The organism is Leifsonia sp. 10N434, from assembly GCF_056394405.1.
Genome location: NZ_JBFTHV010000001.1, coordinates 918,552 through 932,926, shown reverse-complemented (window position 1 = coordinate 932,926; position 14,375 = coordinate 918,552). Strand labels below are relative to the sequence as shown.

The window sequence follows — 14,375 nt, the reverse complement described above, 5'->3', positions numbered from 1 at the left end:
GTGAAACTAGGCTGCGGTGATGACCGTGTGGCGGTCGCGACCCTCGCCCTGCGAGTTCGACACATAGCCGCGCTCGGACACGATGTCGTGGACCAGCTTGCGCTCGTACGACGACATCGGGGGAAGGGCAGCCTGCTCCGCGCCCTCTTCGATGCGCGTGATCGCGCGGGCGACGAGTTCCGCGAGCTCGGCCTGTCGAGCGTCACGGGATCCACCGATGTCGAGGATCAGCCGCGAGAACGAGCCGGTCTTGCTCTGCACCGCGAGGCGCGTGAGTTCCTGAAGAGCGGTCACGGTGTCCGGCTTGGAGAGCAGACGAAGGTTCGTCTCCTCGCCCGCGTTCACCGAGATGTACGACCGGCCGTTACGAGTGTCGATGTCGATGTCGCCGTCGATGTCGGCGATGTCGAGCAGCTCCTCGATGTAGTCGGCGGCGATGTCGCCTTCCTGGTCGAGCTGCGCTGCGGTCGGCTCCGCGTAAGCACTCTCACCGGCGGTCTCAACGTCGTTCGACGCCGCAGCGGCGGAATCGGTCGACTCGGCGGCGTCGGCGGTTGCGGCATCCTGGTCGACGATGGACTCGGATTCGGTCTGCTGTACGTCGGTCATCTGTCGGGTCCTCACTACTTTCCGGCTTGCTTCTTCGCGCGGTTCTTGCCGACCGGCTGAACTCGCTGCGTCGGCTTCTTGACCTCTTCGACCGTCAGAACGGTCGCGCCGTCGGCCTCGACGAGCTTGCCCTTGCGGGCCAGGCGCGCCTCACGTGCCTTCGCGGCGTCCGAACCGGGCGTCGGCATGTTGCGGATGACGAGGAACTGCTGGCCCATCGTCCAGATGTTCGAGGTCAGCCAGTAGAACATGACTCCGAGCGGGAAGGCGAAGCCCGAGAAGAGGAAGACGAACGGGAGCAGATACAACAGGATGCGCTGCTGCTTGAACTGGGGGCTCGCCTTGGTCTCCGGCGACATGTTCTTCGAGACGATCTGCAGCTGCGTCAGGAACTGCGAGCCGGTCATCAGCACCACCATCGTGGCGGCGATAACCATGACGGCGACCTGCTGCGGGTGGGCGTTCAGCGCACCCTGGAAGCTCTGGTGGAGCGGTGCGATACCGAACAGCGAGGCGTTCCCGAACTGCTGGGCGAGCGTCTCATTCAGCGGGCCGACACCGGCCTTGCCGCTCTGCGCCCCATTGAGCACCTGGAAGAGGCTGAAGAAGATCGGCATCTGGAGCAGCAGAGGCAGACACGAACTGAGCGGGTTCGTGCCCGTCTTCTTGTACAGCTCCATGGTCTCGCGCGACATGGCCTCGCGAGAGAACTGGTCCTTCTTGCCCTTGTACTTGTCCTGGATCTTCTTGAGCTGCGGCGCCACCTCGAGCATCCGGCGCTGGTTCTTGATCTGGCGAACGAAGATCGGGATGAGCGCGGCACGGACGACGACGGTGAGTCCGACGATGGACAGCACCCACGTCAGGCCCGCTGCCGGGTCGAGGCCCATGTTCGTGAGCAGCCAGTGGAAGGCCACGAGGATCAGTTCTACGACCCATTTGATGGGCCACAGAATCGTTCCGATGATGTCCATGTGGTTGCTAGGCCTTTCCCTGGCTTGCTGCGACGACGAAACCGAACGACGTCACCCGATAGCGACGGTTCTTCTTGAGAGGGACGTCATCGACCCCTCCGGCTGCCCACGGGTGGCAGCGAGCGATACGGCGGACGGCGAGCGCCGACCCCACTACGAGCCCGTACTCCTGGATGGCCTGCAAAGCATACGAGGAACACGACGGGTAGTAGCGGCACACGTCGCCGTACAACGGCGAGACGACAGCGCGATAGCCGCGCAACAGCAGAACCGCGACATTCCGAGGCATGAGCAGCACTGCTGTGAGCGCGGTGTTCATGAACGGAGGTTGCCTCTACTGGTGATGCGGCTGATCGAGCGTGACATCTCTTCGTGCAGGGTAGCCCACTCCGCATGAGCGGACGCTGGCAATGCCCTGATCACGACATCCATGCCAGGCGGGAGCTGGGGGAGCAGCTCGTAGGCCGCCGCCTTGAGCCGGCGGCGAACGAGGTTGCGCCGGTTGGCGATGCCCACCGTCTTGCCGACGATGAAGCCGAATCGCACCACGTCGGGATCGCTACCAGGGCGCACGTACGTCACGGTGTTCGCTCCGGTGAAGCGAGCACCGCGCCGCACGGTCGCCTTGTAATCGGCCCCCCGCGTGATGCGATTGGCGTGAGCGAGCACCCGGCCGGCCAGCTAACCGGGCTGGGTTAAGCCGAGAGCTTCGTGCGGCCCTTGCCGCGACGAGCGGCGAGGATGGCGCGCCCGGCACGGGTGCGCATCCGCAGACGGAAACCGTGGGTCTTCGCGCGCTTGCGGTTGTTCGGCTGGAACGTTCTCTTGCTCATATCAATCTCCGTGTGGTCTCTTAACAGGCCGGTGCTGAAGGAAAAGCCAGCACGGGGAGGCCATGAAAAGTTTTTGGGCAGCCTGAACGGCTGAAGTCAACTGATTAAAGCTACGACCTGAGGCCGACGAGGTCAAACCAATCGAGCCAAATCCATTGATTATGCACAGCATTAGCAGGAAAGCCGAGAACGACGCGCCGCTGTATTCCGAAGAACGAATTTGATCCCGTGCCTGTGGATTAGTTACCGTGGGGGACGAAAGTTATCCCCAGCCGTACCGAAAAAGGGCCGGAGATCGCTACGGTATTGGACACACAGCGGTGGATAACCCTGTGAATACCATTCCGGCGGCGACCACGCTTCCGGCTCGACGCTACGAGTCACGACGTTGTGACCTCGTCGTCGGATGACGGCATCAACACGACGACGAATACGGGGAACGATGGCAGGCGGCGAAGCGTCCATTTCTGCGGCATGGCAGAACGTGCTCGACACACTCGAGACGGATGACCGCATCACACCGCAGCTCCACGGCTTCCTGAGCCTGGTCGAGCCCAAGGGCATCATGGCAGGCACCTTCTACCTCGAGGTGCCCAACGAGTTCACCCGCGGCATGATCGAGCAGCGCAGCAGGGTCCCCCTTCTCAACGCCATCGGCACCCTCGACGAGGGACTCGAGGTCAGCACCTTCGCGATCGTGGTGAATCCGGAGATCCAGCAGGAGACGATGGCGGGCCCGACGGAACCGTCGGAAGCCGCGTACATCGAGACTCCGCTCGTGGCACCCCCGGCCGAGATCACGGCGCCGCCCCGCAACAACGACACCCGCCTCAATCCCAAGTACAGCTTCGACAACTTCGTCATCGGCCAGTCCAACCGTTTCGCCCACGCGGCCGCCGTCGCCGTCGCCGAAGCGCCGGCCAAGGCGTACAACCCGCTCTTCATCTATGGGGACTCCGGGCTGGGCAAGACGCACCTCCTGCACGCCATCGGCCACTACGCGATGAGCCTGTACCCGGGCATCCGGGTCCGCTACGTCAGTAGTGAGGAGTTCACCAACGACTTCATCAACTCGATCGCGAACAACCGCGGCTCGTCGTTCCAGGCCCGCTATCGCAACATCGACATCCTGCTGATCGACGACATCCAGTTCCTGCAGCGAGCGGTCGAGACCCAGGAAGCCTTCTTCCACACGTTCAACACCCTCCACGACCACAACAAGCAGGTGGTCATCACGAGCGACCTCCCGCCGAAGCACCTCACCGGCTTCGAAGACCGGATGCGCTCCCGCTTCGAGTGGGGTCTGATCACCGACGTGCAGGTCCCCGACCTCGAGACCCGCATCGCGATCCTCCGCAAGAAGGCGCAGAGCGAGAAGATCCAGGTCCCCGACGACATCCTCGAATTCATGGCGACGAAGGTGTCGAGCAACATCCGCGAGCTCGAGGGGACGCTCATCCGGGTGACCGCGTTCGCAAGCCTCAACAGGACCCCTGTCGACATGCCGCTCGTGCAGACCGTGCTCAAGGACCTCATCACGCTCGACGACGACAACGTCATCGCGCCGACCGACATCATCACGAACACCGCCGACTACTTCAAACTCACCGTCGACGACCTCTACGGCTCGAGCCGATCGCAGGCTGTCGCGACTGCCCGTCAGATCGCGATGTACCTCTGCCGAGAGCTCACCAATCTGTCGCTGCCCAAGATCGGTCAGCTGTTCGGCAACCGCGACCACACGACCGTGATGTACGCGAACAAGAAGATCAGCGAGCTCATGAAGGAGCGTCGTTCGATCTACAACCAGGTGACCGAGCTCACCAGCCGCATCAAGCAGAACCACCGCTACAGCAAGTAGCCGCTGGCGCTCCGAGAGTTATCCACAGCCTCTCCCCAACGTGGGGACAATGCGGTTTCCGCACATGTGGATAACTTGTGGACAACATCCGGAAACTCGGGGCGTTAATGGGGACGAATCATGAGTGCTTGTGAGTTACACGATTTTCACGGCCCCGACGATCGGCCTGATTACACCGGGTCTCCCCAGGCCATCAACAAGTGACATGGCTGTGCTTCCCTGTCATTCCGCGGTCTCCACCGAGTTATCCACAGTTTCCACAGCGGTTAACACCATTAATCGTTAACTCTTCTTAGTGGGGATGCCGACAACCTTCGCCCGGCGCTCGAATCGCAACTTTCCCCGACGGGGGCAGGCGCTAGGATTTGTCACGATCCATTTCCCGCCGACGACAGAGGTGACTTCGTGAAGTTCCAAGCCAATCGGGATGTGTTCAGTGAAGCCGTCTCGTTCGCTGTCAAGCTCCTTCCGCAGCGCACGACCCTTCCCATCCTGAGCGGCGTCCTGATCGAAACAACCGATACAGGGCTGCAGCTGTCGTCGTTCGACTACGAGGTCTCGGCGCAGACCGAGATCGCAGCCGAGGTCGAGGAGCCCGGTCGCGTCCTGGTCTCCGGCCGCCTTCTGGCCGAGATCGCGTCGAAGCTCCCGAACGCACCCGTCCAGCTCTCGACGGAAGACTCCAAGATCGTCGTGCGCGCCGGATCTGCGAACTTCACGCTGCTCTCCATGCCGGTCGAGGAATACCCGAGCATCCCGCAGGTGAGTGGGCAGTCCGGTCTGGTTCCGGCCGACGAATTCGCCGAGGCCGTCGCCCAGGTCGGCGTCGCCGCCTCCCGCGACGATGTGACCCCGGTGATCACGGGCGTTCAGCTCGAGGTCGGCGACAACACGCTCGGACTCGTGGCCACCGACCGCTATCGCGTGGCCGTCCGCGAGATCGACTGGGACAACGGCACCACGTCGGGTGAGCCCGTCACCGCGCTCGTGCCCGCGCGCACCCTCACCGAGATCGGAAAGACACTCGGTCACAGCGGCACCATCGCGGTCTCGATCACCAATCGCGACGATCGCGAGCTGATCGCCTTCACGGCCGACAAGAAGACCGTGACCTCCCTGCTCATCAAGGGCAACTTCCCGCCTGTGCGCCGGCTCTTCCCCGAGACGGTCGACAACTACGCGGTCATCAACACGGCCGAGCTCATCGAGGCGACGCGACGCGTGTCGCTCGTCCTCGAGCGCGAAGCCGCCCTTCGGTACACCTTCTCCGCCGACGGACTCACCCTCGAGGCCATCGGTTCGGAGCAGGCGCAAGCATCCGAGAGCATCGACGCTCTCCTCACTGGCCAGGAGACGGTGGTTTCGTTGAAGCCGCAGTTCCTGCTCGATGGTCTCGGTGCAGTGCACTCGGAATTCGTGCGCATTTCCTTCACCAAGACCGACAACCCCAACAAGCCGGGTCCGGTGCTCATCACGAGTCAGACATCGAAGGACCAGGCCGGCGCGGACAACTACAAGTACCTGCTGCAGCCGAACCTGCTGCTGCGCTAGTCGTCTCGCGTCCGAGAGAACAGAAGAAGGACAATCATGCACATCGGCCTCATCGGTCTCGGAAAAATGGGCAACAACATGCGTGCCCGCCTCGAGAAGAACGGCATCGAGGTGACCGGATACGACACCAATCCCGATGTGTCGGATGTCGCAACACTCGCCGACCTCGTGGCAGCACTGCCCGCCCCGCGCACGGTCTGGATCATGGTCCCGGCCGGAGCGATCACCGACGCCGTGGTCACCGACCTCGAGCCGCTGCTCGAGAAGGGCGACCTGGTCATCGACGGCGGCAACTCGCGCTTCACCGAGGACTTCAAGCACGCAGAGCAGCTCGCGCCCAAGGGCATCGACTTCATGGACGCCGGTGTCTCCGGCGGTGTGTGGGGTCTCGAGAACGGCTACGGCCTCATGGTCGGCGGCAGCGCCGAGCAGGTCGAGCGCGTGATGCCCGTCTTCGACGCGCTCCGCCCCGAGGGCCCGCGCGACGAGGGCTTCGTGCACGTCGGAATGGTCGGCGCCGGTCACTACGCCAAGATGGTGCACAACGGCATCGAGTACGCGTTGATGCAGGCCTACGCCGAGGGCTACGAGCTCCTCGACACCCGCAAGGACATCGTCAAGGACGTCACCGGAACCTTCAAGGCGTGGCAGCGCGGAACCGTTGTGCGGTCTTGGCTGCTCGACCTCCTGGTGCGCGCTCTCGAGCAGGACCCGGAGTTCGAGCACATCGAAGGCTATGTACAGGACTCGGGCGAAGGACGCTGGACCGTCGAAGAGGCACTCGCCAACGCGGTTCCCGTCCCCACGATCAGCGCGTCCATCTTCGCGCGGTTCGTCTCCCGCCAGGAGGACTCGCCCGCCATGAAGGCCGTGGCTGCGCTGCGCAACCAGTTCGGCGGCCACGCCGTGAAGGCCGTGGATTAACCCTCTTTGAGAGTTACACATCTTTCCCTGACCGACTTCCGTAACTATCGACACGCGGAAGTCCCGCTTGCGGCCGGCGCGAACCTCTTCGTCGGCCGCAACGGTCAGGGCAAGACCAACCTGGTCGAGTCACTCGGCTACCTCAGCACCCTCGGCTCCCATCGGGTCTCGAGCGACCAGGCGATGATCCGGCAGGGTGCGGAGTCCGCGATCGTGCGGGCCCGCATCCAGCACGAAGGCCGGGAGCTGCTCGTCGAGGTGCAGCTGAACCGCGGCACCGCGAACCGTGCCCAGGTCAATCGGTCGGCCGTGAAGACCCGGGAGCTTCCTCGCTACTTCTCGAGCGTGCTCTTCGCTCCTGAAGATCTCGCGCTCGTGCGCGGGGAGCCGAGCATCCGGCGCCGGTTCTTCGATCAACTGCTGGTGCAGCGGAACCCCCGCTTCTCCGGAGTGCTCGCCGACTACGAGCGGGTGCTGAAACAACGCAACACCCTGCTCAAGTCGGCGCGCTCATCCGGTCTGCGTGAGAGTCAGCTCGGCACCCTCGACATCTGGGACGAGCGCCTGGTCGCCCTCGGCTCCGAGCTGGTGGATGCGCGGGTCGACCTGGTGCAGCGGCTGACGGATCCCCTCATCTCGGCCTACCAGTCCGTCGCCGGCGACGACCACCATCCGAAGCTCATCCCTCTTCTCACGGTGCGCGGCGCGGATGTCGACGACATCGACGCTGATGGATCAACGGATGCCGGGGCTGTAACCGACTCGACCGGTTTCTCGACCGCGGACGCGTTCCGTCAGGCTCTGGCGACAGTGCGGCGCAAGGAGCTCGACCGCGGTCTCACGCTCATCGGGCCGCACCGCGACGACATCCTGTTCGAACTGAACGGCCTGCCGGCCAAGGGCTACGCGAGCCATGGCGAGTCCTGGTCGTTCGCGCTCGCCCTCAAGCTCGCCTCGGCCGAGCTCCTGCGCCGCGAGTCGGTGACGGGGGATCCAGTGCTGATCCTCGACGACGTGTTCGCCGAACTCGACCAGGCGCGGCGCCGGATGCTTGCAACCGCCGTAGCAGGTTACGAGCAGGTGCTCATCACGGCGGCGGTCTTCGACGATGTCCCGGCCGACCTGACGGCACACACGGTGCGCATCGAGGCCGGGGCAGTGGTGGAGCCTGGGCCAGTGGTCGATCCCGCCGCAGAACTCGAGGCAGGTTCCGAGGCCGACCATGCCTGACGAGCGCCCCGAACTGAGCGAGGCATCGGCGGTCTACCTGCGGTTCCGCGAGCTGTTCGGGGGAGTGCCGAGCCGAACCCGGCGAGCGAAGAAGCGCGACGAACGGGATCCTTCCGCCAGCCAGCCGTTCGGTAAAGGCCGGGATCCGCACGGCGTCGGCGATGTGGTCGACGCGCTCGCGACGCAGCTCGGCTGGAGCTCGTCGCTCGCTCAGTCGGACCTGCTCGCAGGCTGGCTCGAACTGGCCGGCGAGGAGACCGCGAAGCACGCGGTCCCGGAAGGCATCACCGAGGGTGTCCTCACCGTCAGATGCGAGTCGACGGCATGGGCGACCCAGCTGCGGATCATGCGCTCCGACCTCCTCGCGCGCATCGCCGACAGGTTCCCCCAGGCGGAGATCCAGTCCATCCGTTTTCAAGGGCCGGACGCCCCCTCCTGGAAAAGAGGCCCCAGGTCGATTCCAGGGCGCGGTCCGCGCGATACTTACGGCTGAGTGCACAAAAGAGGTCAGCCGCGTAAAAATAACGCGTCAGACGGGCGATTTCGGGCAATCCGGCACCCATCGCTTGGTAGAATGTATAGGTCACACCCAGTGCGGTCAGGAGCCTAACTTCATATGACGATGGAACCGAACAAGGCCGAGGCAGAACACGACTACGGCGCCAATGAGATCCAGGTACTCGAAGGTCTCGAAGCCGTACGCAAACGACCCGGAATGTACATCGGTTCCACCGGCCCTCGTGGACTCCACCACCTCGTTCAGGAGATCGTCGACAACTCCGTCGATGAGGCTCTCGCCGGCCATGCCGACAACATCGTGGTGACCATCCTCGAAGACGGTGGTGTGCGCGTCTACGACAACGGCCGTGGCATCCCGGTCGACATCCACCCGGTCGAGAAGAAGTCGACGGTCGAGGTCGTCCTCACCATCCTGCACGCCGGCGGCAAGTTCGGTGGCGGCGGCTACGCCGTCTCCGGTGGCCTGCACGGCGTCGGCAGCTCGGTGGTCAACGCGCTCTCCTCCCGTCTCGACGTCGAGGTGCGCCGTCAGGGCAACGTCTACCGGCAGAGCTATCGCCACGGTGTTCCCCAGGCTCCGCTCGAGATGGGCGAGGCGTCCGACGAGACGGGCACCATCATCACCTTCTGGCCGAGCCCGGAGACCTTCGAGAGCGTCGAGTTCGACTACGACACGCTCCGCACCCGCTTCCAGCAGATGGCGTTCCTCAACAAGGGGCTCCGCATCGCCCTCACCGACGAGCGTCCCCAGCCCGACGAAGACGATGACGCCGAACCGCGCTCCGACGTGTTCCTCTACGAGCAGGGTCTGACCGACTACGTGCACTACCTCAACTCCGCCAAGAAGGCCGAGGTCGTCAACGAGGAGATCATCTCGTTCGAGTCGGAGGACACCGAGCGCAAGATCGCGCTCGAGGTCGCGATGCAGTGGACGACGGGTTACAACGAGAGCGTCTTCACCTACGCCAACACCATCAACACGCACGAGGGCGGAACCCACGAAGAGGGCTTCCGCGCCGCACTGACCACGCTGGTCAACCGGTACGCGCGTGAAAAGGGCATCCTCAAAGAGAAGGACGACAACCTCTCGGGCGACGATGTGCGCGAAGGACTGACCGCGGTCATCTCCGTCAAGCTCTCGGAGCCGCAGTTCGAGGGTCAGACGAAGACCAAGCTCGGCAACACCGAAGCCAAGGCATTCGTTCAGAAGGTCGTCGGCGACCGGCTCGGCGACTGGTTCGACCGCAACCCGAATCAGGCCAAAGACATCATCCGCAAGGCGCTGCAGGCTGCGACCGCCCGTCTGGCCGCCCGCAAGGCGCGCGAGACCGCACGTCGCAAGGGTCTGCTCGAAGGCGGCGGAATGCCGGGCAAGCTCAAGGACTGCCAGTCGAAGGACCCGTCGATCTCCGAGATCTTCATCGTGGAGGGCGACTCGGCCGGTGGTTCGGCCGTTCAGGGCCGCAACCCCGAGACGCAGGCGATCCTTCCGCTGCGCGGCAAGATCCTGAACGTCGAGAAGGCCCGTCTCGACCGGGCGCTCGCCAACAACGAGGTGCAGGCGATGATCACGGCGTTCGGCGCCGGCATCGGCGAGGACTTCAACCCGGACAAGGCGCGCTACCACAAGATCGTGCTCATGGCGGATGCCGACGTCGACGGCCAGCACATCACCACGCTGCTGCTCACGCTCCTCTTCCGCTACATGCGTCCGCTCATCGAGCTCGGCTACGTGTACCTCGCACAGCCGCCGCTCTACCGGCTCAAGTGGACCAACGCGGAGCACGAGTACGTCTACAGCGACCGCGAGCGCGACGCCTTCCTGGCCGACGGCATCGCGGCTGGCAAGCGCATCCCGAAGGACAACGGCGTGCAGCGCTACAAGGGTCTCGGCGAGATGGACTACAAGGAGCTGTGGGAGACCACGATGAGCCCCGAGACCCGCACCCTGCTGCAGGTCACACTCGACGACGCCGCGGCGGCTGACGAGATCTTCGCCACCCTGATGGGCGAAGACGTCGAGTCGCGCCGTAATTTCATCCAGAAGAACGCGAAGGACGTGCGTTTCCTTGACATCTGACGACAACACCACCGGAGACGAGAACATCGTGACCGACGGCGACGACGCCACCACCGACGGAGCCGGCTTCGGCATCCACGGCCGCATCGACCAGGTCGATCTGCAGTCAGAGATGCAGCGGTCCTACCTCGACTACGCGATGAGCGTCATCATCGGGCGTGCGCTGCCCGAGGTGCGCGACGGTCTCAAGCCGGTTCACCGACGTGTGATCTACGCGATGTACGACGGCGGCTACCGCCCCGACAAGGCGTTCTCCAAGTGCGCCCGCGTGGTCGGCGACGTGATGGGGCAGTTCCACCCGCACGGTGACACCGCGATCTACGACGCCCTCGTTCGTCTCGTTCAGCCGTGGAGCCTCCGCTACCCGCTCGCGCTCGGGCAGGGCAACTTCGGCTCGCCCGGCAACGACGGCGCGGCCGCTCCGCGATACACCGAGACGAAGATGGCCCCGCTCGCGCTCGAGATGGTCCGCGACATCGACGAGGAGACCGTCGACTTCCAGGACAACTACGACGGTCGCACCCAGGAGCCGGCGGTTCTTCCGAGCCGTTTCCCGAACCTGCTCGTCAACGGGTCGGTCGGCATCGCGGTCGGCATGGCCACGAACATCCCGCCGCACAACCTGCGCGAGGTCGCGGCCGGCGCCCTCTGGCACCTCGCGAACCCGGATGCGTCGCGCGACGAGCTGCTCGAAGAGCTGATCAAGCGCATCAAGGGGCCGGACTTCCCGACCGGTGCCCAGATCCTCGGCATCAAGGGTATCCAGGACACCTATCGCACCGGTCGCGGCTCGATCACCATGCGCGCCGTCGTGACGATCGAGGAGATCCAGGGCCGCGTGTGCCTGGTCGTCACCGAGCTCCCGTACCAGGTCAACCCCGACAACCTCGCGATCAAGATCGCCGAGCTCGTCAAGGACGGCAAGATCGGCGGCATCGCCGACATCCGCGACGAGACGAGCGGCCGCACCGGTCAGCGCCTCGTCATCGTGCTCAAGCGCGATGCCGTCGCGAAGGTCGTGCTGAACAACCTCTACAAGCACACCCAGCTGCAGGAGAACTTCGGCGCCAACATGCTGGCGATCGTCGACAACGTTCCCCGCACGCTGCCGCTCGACGGTTTCATCACCGCGTGGGTCGATCACCAGATCGAAGTGATCGTCCGTCGCACGCAGTTCCGTCTGAGAAAAGCCGAAGAACGCGCGCACATCCTGCGTGGTTACCTCAAGGCTCTGGATGCACTCGACGAGGTCATCGCGCTCATCCGCCGGTCGCCGACCGTCGACGACGCGCGAGAAGGCCTGATGGACCTCCTGGAGGTCGACCAGATCCAGGCCGACGCCATCCTGACCATGCAGCTGCGCCGCCTCGCGGCCCTCGAACGCCAGAAGATCATCGACGAGCACGACGCGATCGAGCGCGAGATCGAGGACTTCAAAGCCATCCTCGCCGACCCGCAGCGTCAGCGCACGATCGTCAGCGACGAGCTGACCGAGATCGTCGACCGGTTCGGGGACGACCGCCGCACCGAGATCATGTTCGGCTTCGACGGCGACATGAGTGTGGAAGACCTCATCCCCGAAGAGGAGATGGTGGTCACGGTGACGCGTGGCGGCTACATCAAGCGCACGCGCAGCGACAACTACCGCAGCCAGCACCGCGGCGGCAAGGGTGTGAAGGGTGCGCAGCTGCGCGGGGAGGACGTGGTCGACCACTTCTTCGTCACCACGACGCACCACTGGCTCCTCTTCTTCTCGAACAAGGGCCGCGTCTATCGCGCGAAGGCCTACGAGGTGCAGGAGGCCGGCCGCGATGCCAAGGGTCAGCACGTCGCCAACCTGCTCGCCATGCAGCCGGATGAGGAGATCGCCGAGATCCTCGACATCCGCGACTACACAGCGGCCAAGTACCTGGTGCTGGCGACCCGCGACGGACTCATCAAGAAGACCGCACTCAGCGAGTACGACACAAACCGATCCGGCGGCATCATCGCGATCAAGCTCCGCGAGGAGGACGAGCTCGTCTCGGCCCTGCTGGTCGAAGACGATTCCGATCTGCTCCTCGTCTCGCGCAAGGGCATGTCCATCCGGTTCACGGCGTCCGACGAGGCGCTCCGTCCGATGGGCCGTTCGACCTCCGGTGTCATCGGCATGCACTTCCGGGGCGAGGACAAACTGCTCGACGCCTCCGTCGTCTCCGACGAGGGCTACGTGTTCGTCGTGACCGAGGGCGGCTATGCGAAGCGCACCGCCGCCGACCAGTACCGCCTGCAGAACCGCGGTGGTCTGGGCATCAAGGTCGCCAAATTGAACGACGATCGCGGCGACCTGGTGGGCGCCCTGATCGTGGACGAAGACGACGAGGTCCTTGTGGTTCTTGCCAGCGGCAAGGTGGTACGCTCTGCCGTGGCCGAGGTACCCGCCAAGGGCCGAGACACCATGGGTGTCGTATTTGCACGTTTCGCCGAGTCCGACAAGATCATCGCTCTGGCCAAGAACACCGAACGTAACCTCGATTCTCAGGAAGCTGACGAAGAATCCGAGGACGCCGGGAAGGAAGAAACCGTAGATGAGCAGTAGTGTCGCCGAGAAACTCGCGAAGAAGTCGTCGCGTCGACCGACGTCGGCCAAGCAGGTCCGGCTCAAGCTGGTCTACATCGACTTCTGGTCGACTGTGAAGCTGTCGTTCCTCGCTGGGATCTGCCTTGCGATCATCGCCATCGTCGGCACGTTCCTGGTGTGGACCGTGCTGGACCGCACCGGCATCTTCGACCAGGTGAACAGCCTGTTCAAGGACATCTCCGGGGCGGGCGGCACCGACCTGAAGGCCATCCTGGGCCTCGGGCAGGTGATGGGCTTCTCGCTCGTCGTCGGTGTGCTCGACATCATCGTGATCACCGCGCTCGGCGCCGTGTTCGCACTGCTGTACAACCTGTCGGTGAAGATCACCGGTGGGCTGCTGGTCGGATTCACGAACAGCTAGAACGGCGGTTCGGCGCGATTCGAGCCCGCTCGATTTCGTAATGCCGGGGCAGATCAGGTAGTCTCTAATCTGCCCAATCGGGGATATAGCTCAGGCGGTTAGAGCGCTTCGCTGATAACGAAGAGGTCCGAGGTTCAAGTCCTCGTATCCCCACGCAGAGTGTCATATGAACGACACGCTCCCGATTCGGGGCCTTAGCTCAGTTGGTAGAGCGCCTGCTTTGCAAGCAGGATGTCAGGAGTTCGAATCTCCTAGGCTCCACAAGAAAGTGTCTGAGCGTCAGCTCGCGGCCGGTGGCACGATCGGCCTCGTCGGGAACGGGCTCGAGTACGACACGCTCGTGGTCACGCTCCCGAGTGTTCCGATCTTGCCGGTCACCTGCTCGAGGTGCCGCATCGATGTCGCCACCACCTTCAGGATGAAGCAGTCGTCGCCCGTGACATGGTGCGCTTCGATCACTTCGGGAGTCTGCCCCAGCAGATCGTGCAGCGGCGTGTAGACGCTGCTCGGGTATCTCAGCCGCAGGAACGCGAGCACGGAGTACCCCAGCCGCTCCGGGTCGACGACCGCCCGGTAGCCGCCGATCACACCGGCTTCCTCCAGCCGGCGGACGCGCTCGGCAACCGCGCTGTTCGACATGTGCACCGACCGGGCGAGCTCGGCGATCGACTGACGGCCGTCGCGTTGGAGCTCGGCGAGGAGGGCATCATCGACGGAATCCGTGCTGATCGTGAAATTCGCGGCCATGCCCGGATTCTTCCACGAAAACGACGGCGCACGAGGCCGAACGCCGTGAGAAGTCTCTTCAATCCG

General features: G+C 64.1%; 14 protein-coding genes and 2 tRNA genes. 10 read left to right on the top strand and 6 right to left on the bottom strand.

The window, feature by feature from the left end:
- Positions 1-6: 6 nt before the first annotated feature.
- From AC1DB1_RS04485 to rpmH, 5 genes are read right to left on the bottom strand one after another with little or no spacing between them, the layout of a single operon-like run.
- On the bottom strand, positions 7-609 hold the full coding sequence (locus AC1DB1_RS04485; RefSeq protein ID WP_477199927.1) for a Jag family protein: 603 nt from the start codon (positions 607-609) through the stop codon (positions 7-9).
- Between the two features lie 14 nt (positions 610-623).
- Complete coding sequence (yidC, locus tag AC1DB1_RS04480) at positions 624-1,583, bottom strand: membrane protein insertase YidC (protein ID WP_271176519.1); 960 nt, start codon at positions 1,581-1,583, stop codon at positions 624-626.
- A 7-nt stretch (positions 1,584-1,590) separates the two neighbouring features.
- Positions 1,591-1,902 carry a membrane protein insertion efficiency factor YidD gene (gene yidD / locus AC1DB1_RS04475; protein ID WP_477199926.1) on the bottom strand — a complete coding sequence of 104 codons (312 nt, stop codon included), beginning with the start codon at positions 1,900-1,902 and terminating at the stop codon, positions 1,591-1,593.
- Positions 1,899-2,252 (bottom strand): ribonuclease P protein component, encoded by a 354-nt coding sequence (rnpA, locus tag AC1DB1_RS04470; protein WP_477199925.1) that lies wholly within the window; start codon positions 2,250-2,252, stop codon positions 1,899-1,901. The genes yidD and rnpA overlap by 4 nt, the downstream gene beginning before the upstream one ends.
- 26 nt (positions 2,253-2,278) lie before the next feature.
- Complete coding sequence (gene rpmH / locus AC1DB1_RS04465; protein WP_223693057.1) at positions 2,279-2,416, bottom strand: 50S ribosomal protein L34; 138 nt, start codon at positions 2,414-2,416, stop codon at positions 2,279-2,281.
- 442 nt (positions 2,417-2,858) lie between these two features.
- On the opposite strand from rpmH, the gene dnaA reads away from it, so the two are divergent.
- The 10 genes from dnaA to AC1DB1_RS04415 all read left to right on the top strand — a co-directional run bounded on the left by dnaA (position 2,859) and on the right by AC1DB1_RS04415 (position 13,823).
- Positions 2,859-4,277 carry a chromosomal replication initiator protein DnaA gene (dnaA, locus tag AC1DB1_RS04460; protein ID WP_271176522.1) on the top strand — a complete coding sequence of 473 codons (1,419 nt, stop codon included), beginning with the start codon at positions 2,859-2,861 and terminating at the stop codon, positions 4,275-4,277.
- A gap of 405 nt (positions 4,278-4,682) precedes the next feature.
- The gene (gene dnaN, locus AC1DB1_RS04455) at positions 4,683-5,828 is read left to right on the top strand and encodes a DNA polymerase III subunit beta (protein WP_477199924.1); all 1,146 of its coding nucleotides are present in this window, start codon (positions 4,683-4,685) and stop codon (positions 5,826-5,828) included.
- Between the two features lie 36 nt (positions 5,829-5,864).
- Entirely contained in the window at positions 5,865-6,752 is an 888-nt protein-coding gene (gene gnd, locus AC1DB1_RS04450) for a phosphogluconate dehydrogenase (NAD(+)-dependent, decarboxylating) (RefSeq protein ID WP_271176524.1), read from the top strand.
- A gap of 6 nt (positions 6,753-6,758) precedes the next feature.
- A complete protein-coding gene (gene recF / locus AC1DB1_RS04445) occupies positions 6,759-7,982 on the top strand; it encodes a DNA replication/repair protein RecF (protein WP_477199923.1) in 1,224 nt (407 codons plus the stop codon).
- Positions 7,975-8,475, top strand: a complete 501-nt coding sequence (locus AC1DB1_RS04440; RefSeq protein ID WP_271176526.1) for a DciA family protein — start codon at positions 7,975-7,977, stop codon at positions 8,473-8,475. Before recF ends, AC1DB1_RS04440 begins: the two co-directional genes overlap by 8 nt.
- Before the next feature lie 123 nt (positions 8,476-8,598).
- Positions 8,599-10,581, top strand: a complete 1,983-nt coding sequence (gyrB, locus tag AC1DB1_RS04435) for a DNA topoisomerase (ATP-hydrolyzing) subunit B (RefSeq protein WP_271176527.1) — start codon at positions 8,599-8,601, stop codon at positions 10,579-10,581.
- Positions 10,582-10,609: 28 nt separating this feature from the next.
- Positions 10,610-13,159, top strand: coding sequence for a DNA gyrase subunit A (gene gyrA / locus AC1DB1_RS04430; protein ID WP_271177126.1), 2,550 nt, complete (start codon positions 10,610-10,612; stop codon positions 13,157-13,159).
- The gene (locus AC1DB1_RS04425; protein WP_271176528.1) at positions 13,149-13,562 is read left to right on the top strand and encodes a DUF3566 domain-containing protein; all 414 of its coding nucleotides are present in this window, start codon (positions 13,149-13,151) and stop codon (positions 13,560-13,562) included. Before gyrA ends, AC1DB1_RS04425 begins: the two co-directional genes overlap by 11 nt.
- Before the next feature lie 79 nt (positions 13,563-13,641).
- Positions 13,642-13,715 (top strand) — tRNA-Ile (locus tag AC1DB1_RS04420).
- A 35-nt stretch (positions 13,716-13,750) separates the two neighbouring features.
- Positions 13,751-13,823 (top strand) — tRNA-Ala (locus AC1DB1_RS04415).
- 18 nt (positions 13,824-13,841) lie between these two features.
- Here the strand turns inward: AC1DB1_RS04415 and AC1DB1_RS04410 are convergent.
- Positions 13,842-14,309, bottom strand: coding sequence for an Lrp/AsnC family transcriptional regulator (locus tag AC1DB1_RS04410; RefSeq protein WP_271176529.1), 468 nt, complete (start codon positions 14,307-14,309; stop codon positions 13,842-13,844).
- Positions 14,310-14,375: the final 66 nt, after the last annotated feature.

What these genes read in the sequence shown, in the direction of transcription:
- AC1DB1_RS04485 (WP_477199927.1), bottom strand. Translation starts at nt 609, where the DNA reads ATGACCGACGTACAGCAGACCGAATCCGAGTCCATCGTCGACCAGGAT.
- yidC (WP_271176519.1), bottom strand. Translation starts at nt 1,583, where the DNA reads ATGGACATCATCGGAACGATTCTGTGGCCCATCAAATGGGTCGTAGAA.
- yidD (WP_477199926.1), bottom strand. Translation starts at nt 1,902, where the DNA reads ATGAACACCGCGCTCACAGCAGTGCTGCTCATGCCTCGGAATGTCGCG.
- rpmH (WP_223693057.1), bottom strand. Translation starts at nt 2,416, where the DNA reads ATGAGCAAGAGAACGTTCCAGCCGAACAACCGCAAGCGCGCGAAGACC.
- dnaA (WP_271176522.1), top strand. Translation starts at nt 2,859, where the DNA reads ATGGCAGGCGGCGAAGCGTCCATTTCTGCGGCATGGCAGAACGTGCTC.
- gnd (WP_271176524.1), top strand. Translation starts at nt 5,865, where the DNA reads ATGCACATCGGCCTCATCGGTCTCGGAAAAATGGGCAACAACATGCGT.
- AC1DB1_RS04440 (WP_271176526.1), top strand. Translation starts at nt 7,975, where the DNA reads ATGCCTGACGAGCGCCCCGAACTGAGCGAGGCATCGGCGGTCTACCTG.
- gyrB (WP_271176527.1), top strand. Translation starts at nt 8,599, where the DNA reads ATGACGATGGAACCGAACAAGGCCGAGGCAGAACACGACTACGGCGCC.
- AC1DB1_RS04425 (WP_271176528.1), top strand. Translation starts at nt 13,149, where the DNA reads ATGAGCAGTAGTGTCGCCGAGAAACTCGCGAAGAAGTCGTCGCGTCGA.
- AC1DB1_RS04410 (WP_271176529.1), bottom strand. Translation starts at nt 14,309, where the DNA reads ATGGCCGCGAATTTCACGATCAGCACGGATTCCGTCGATGATGCCCTC.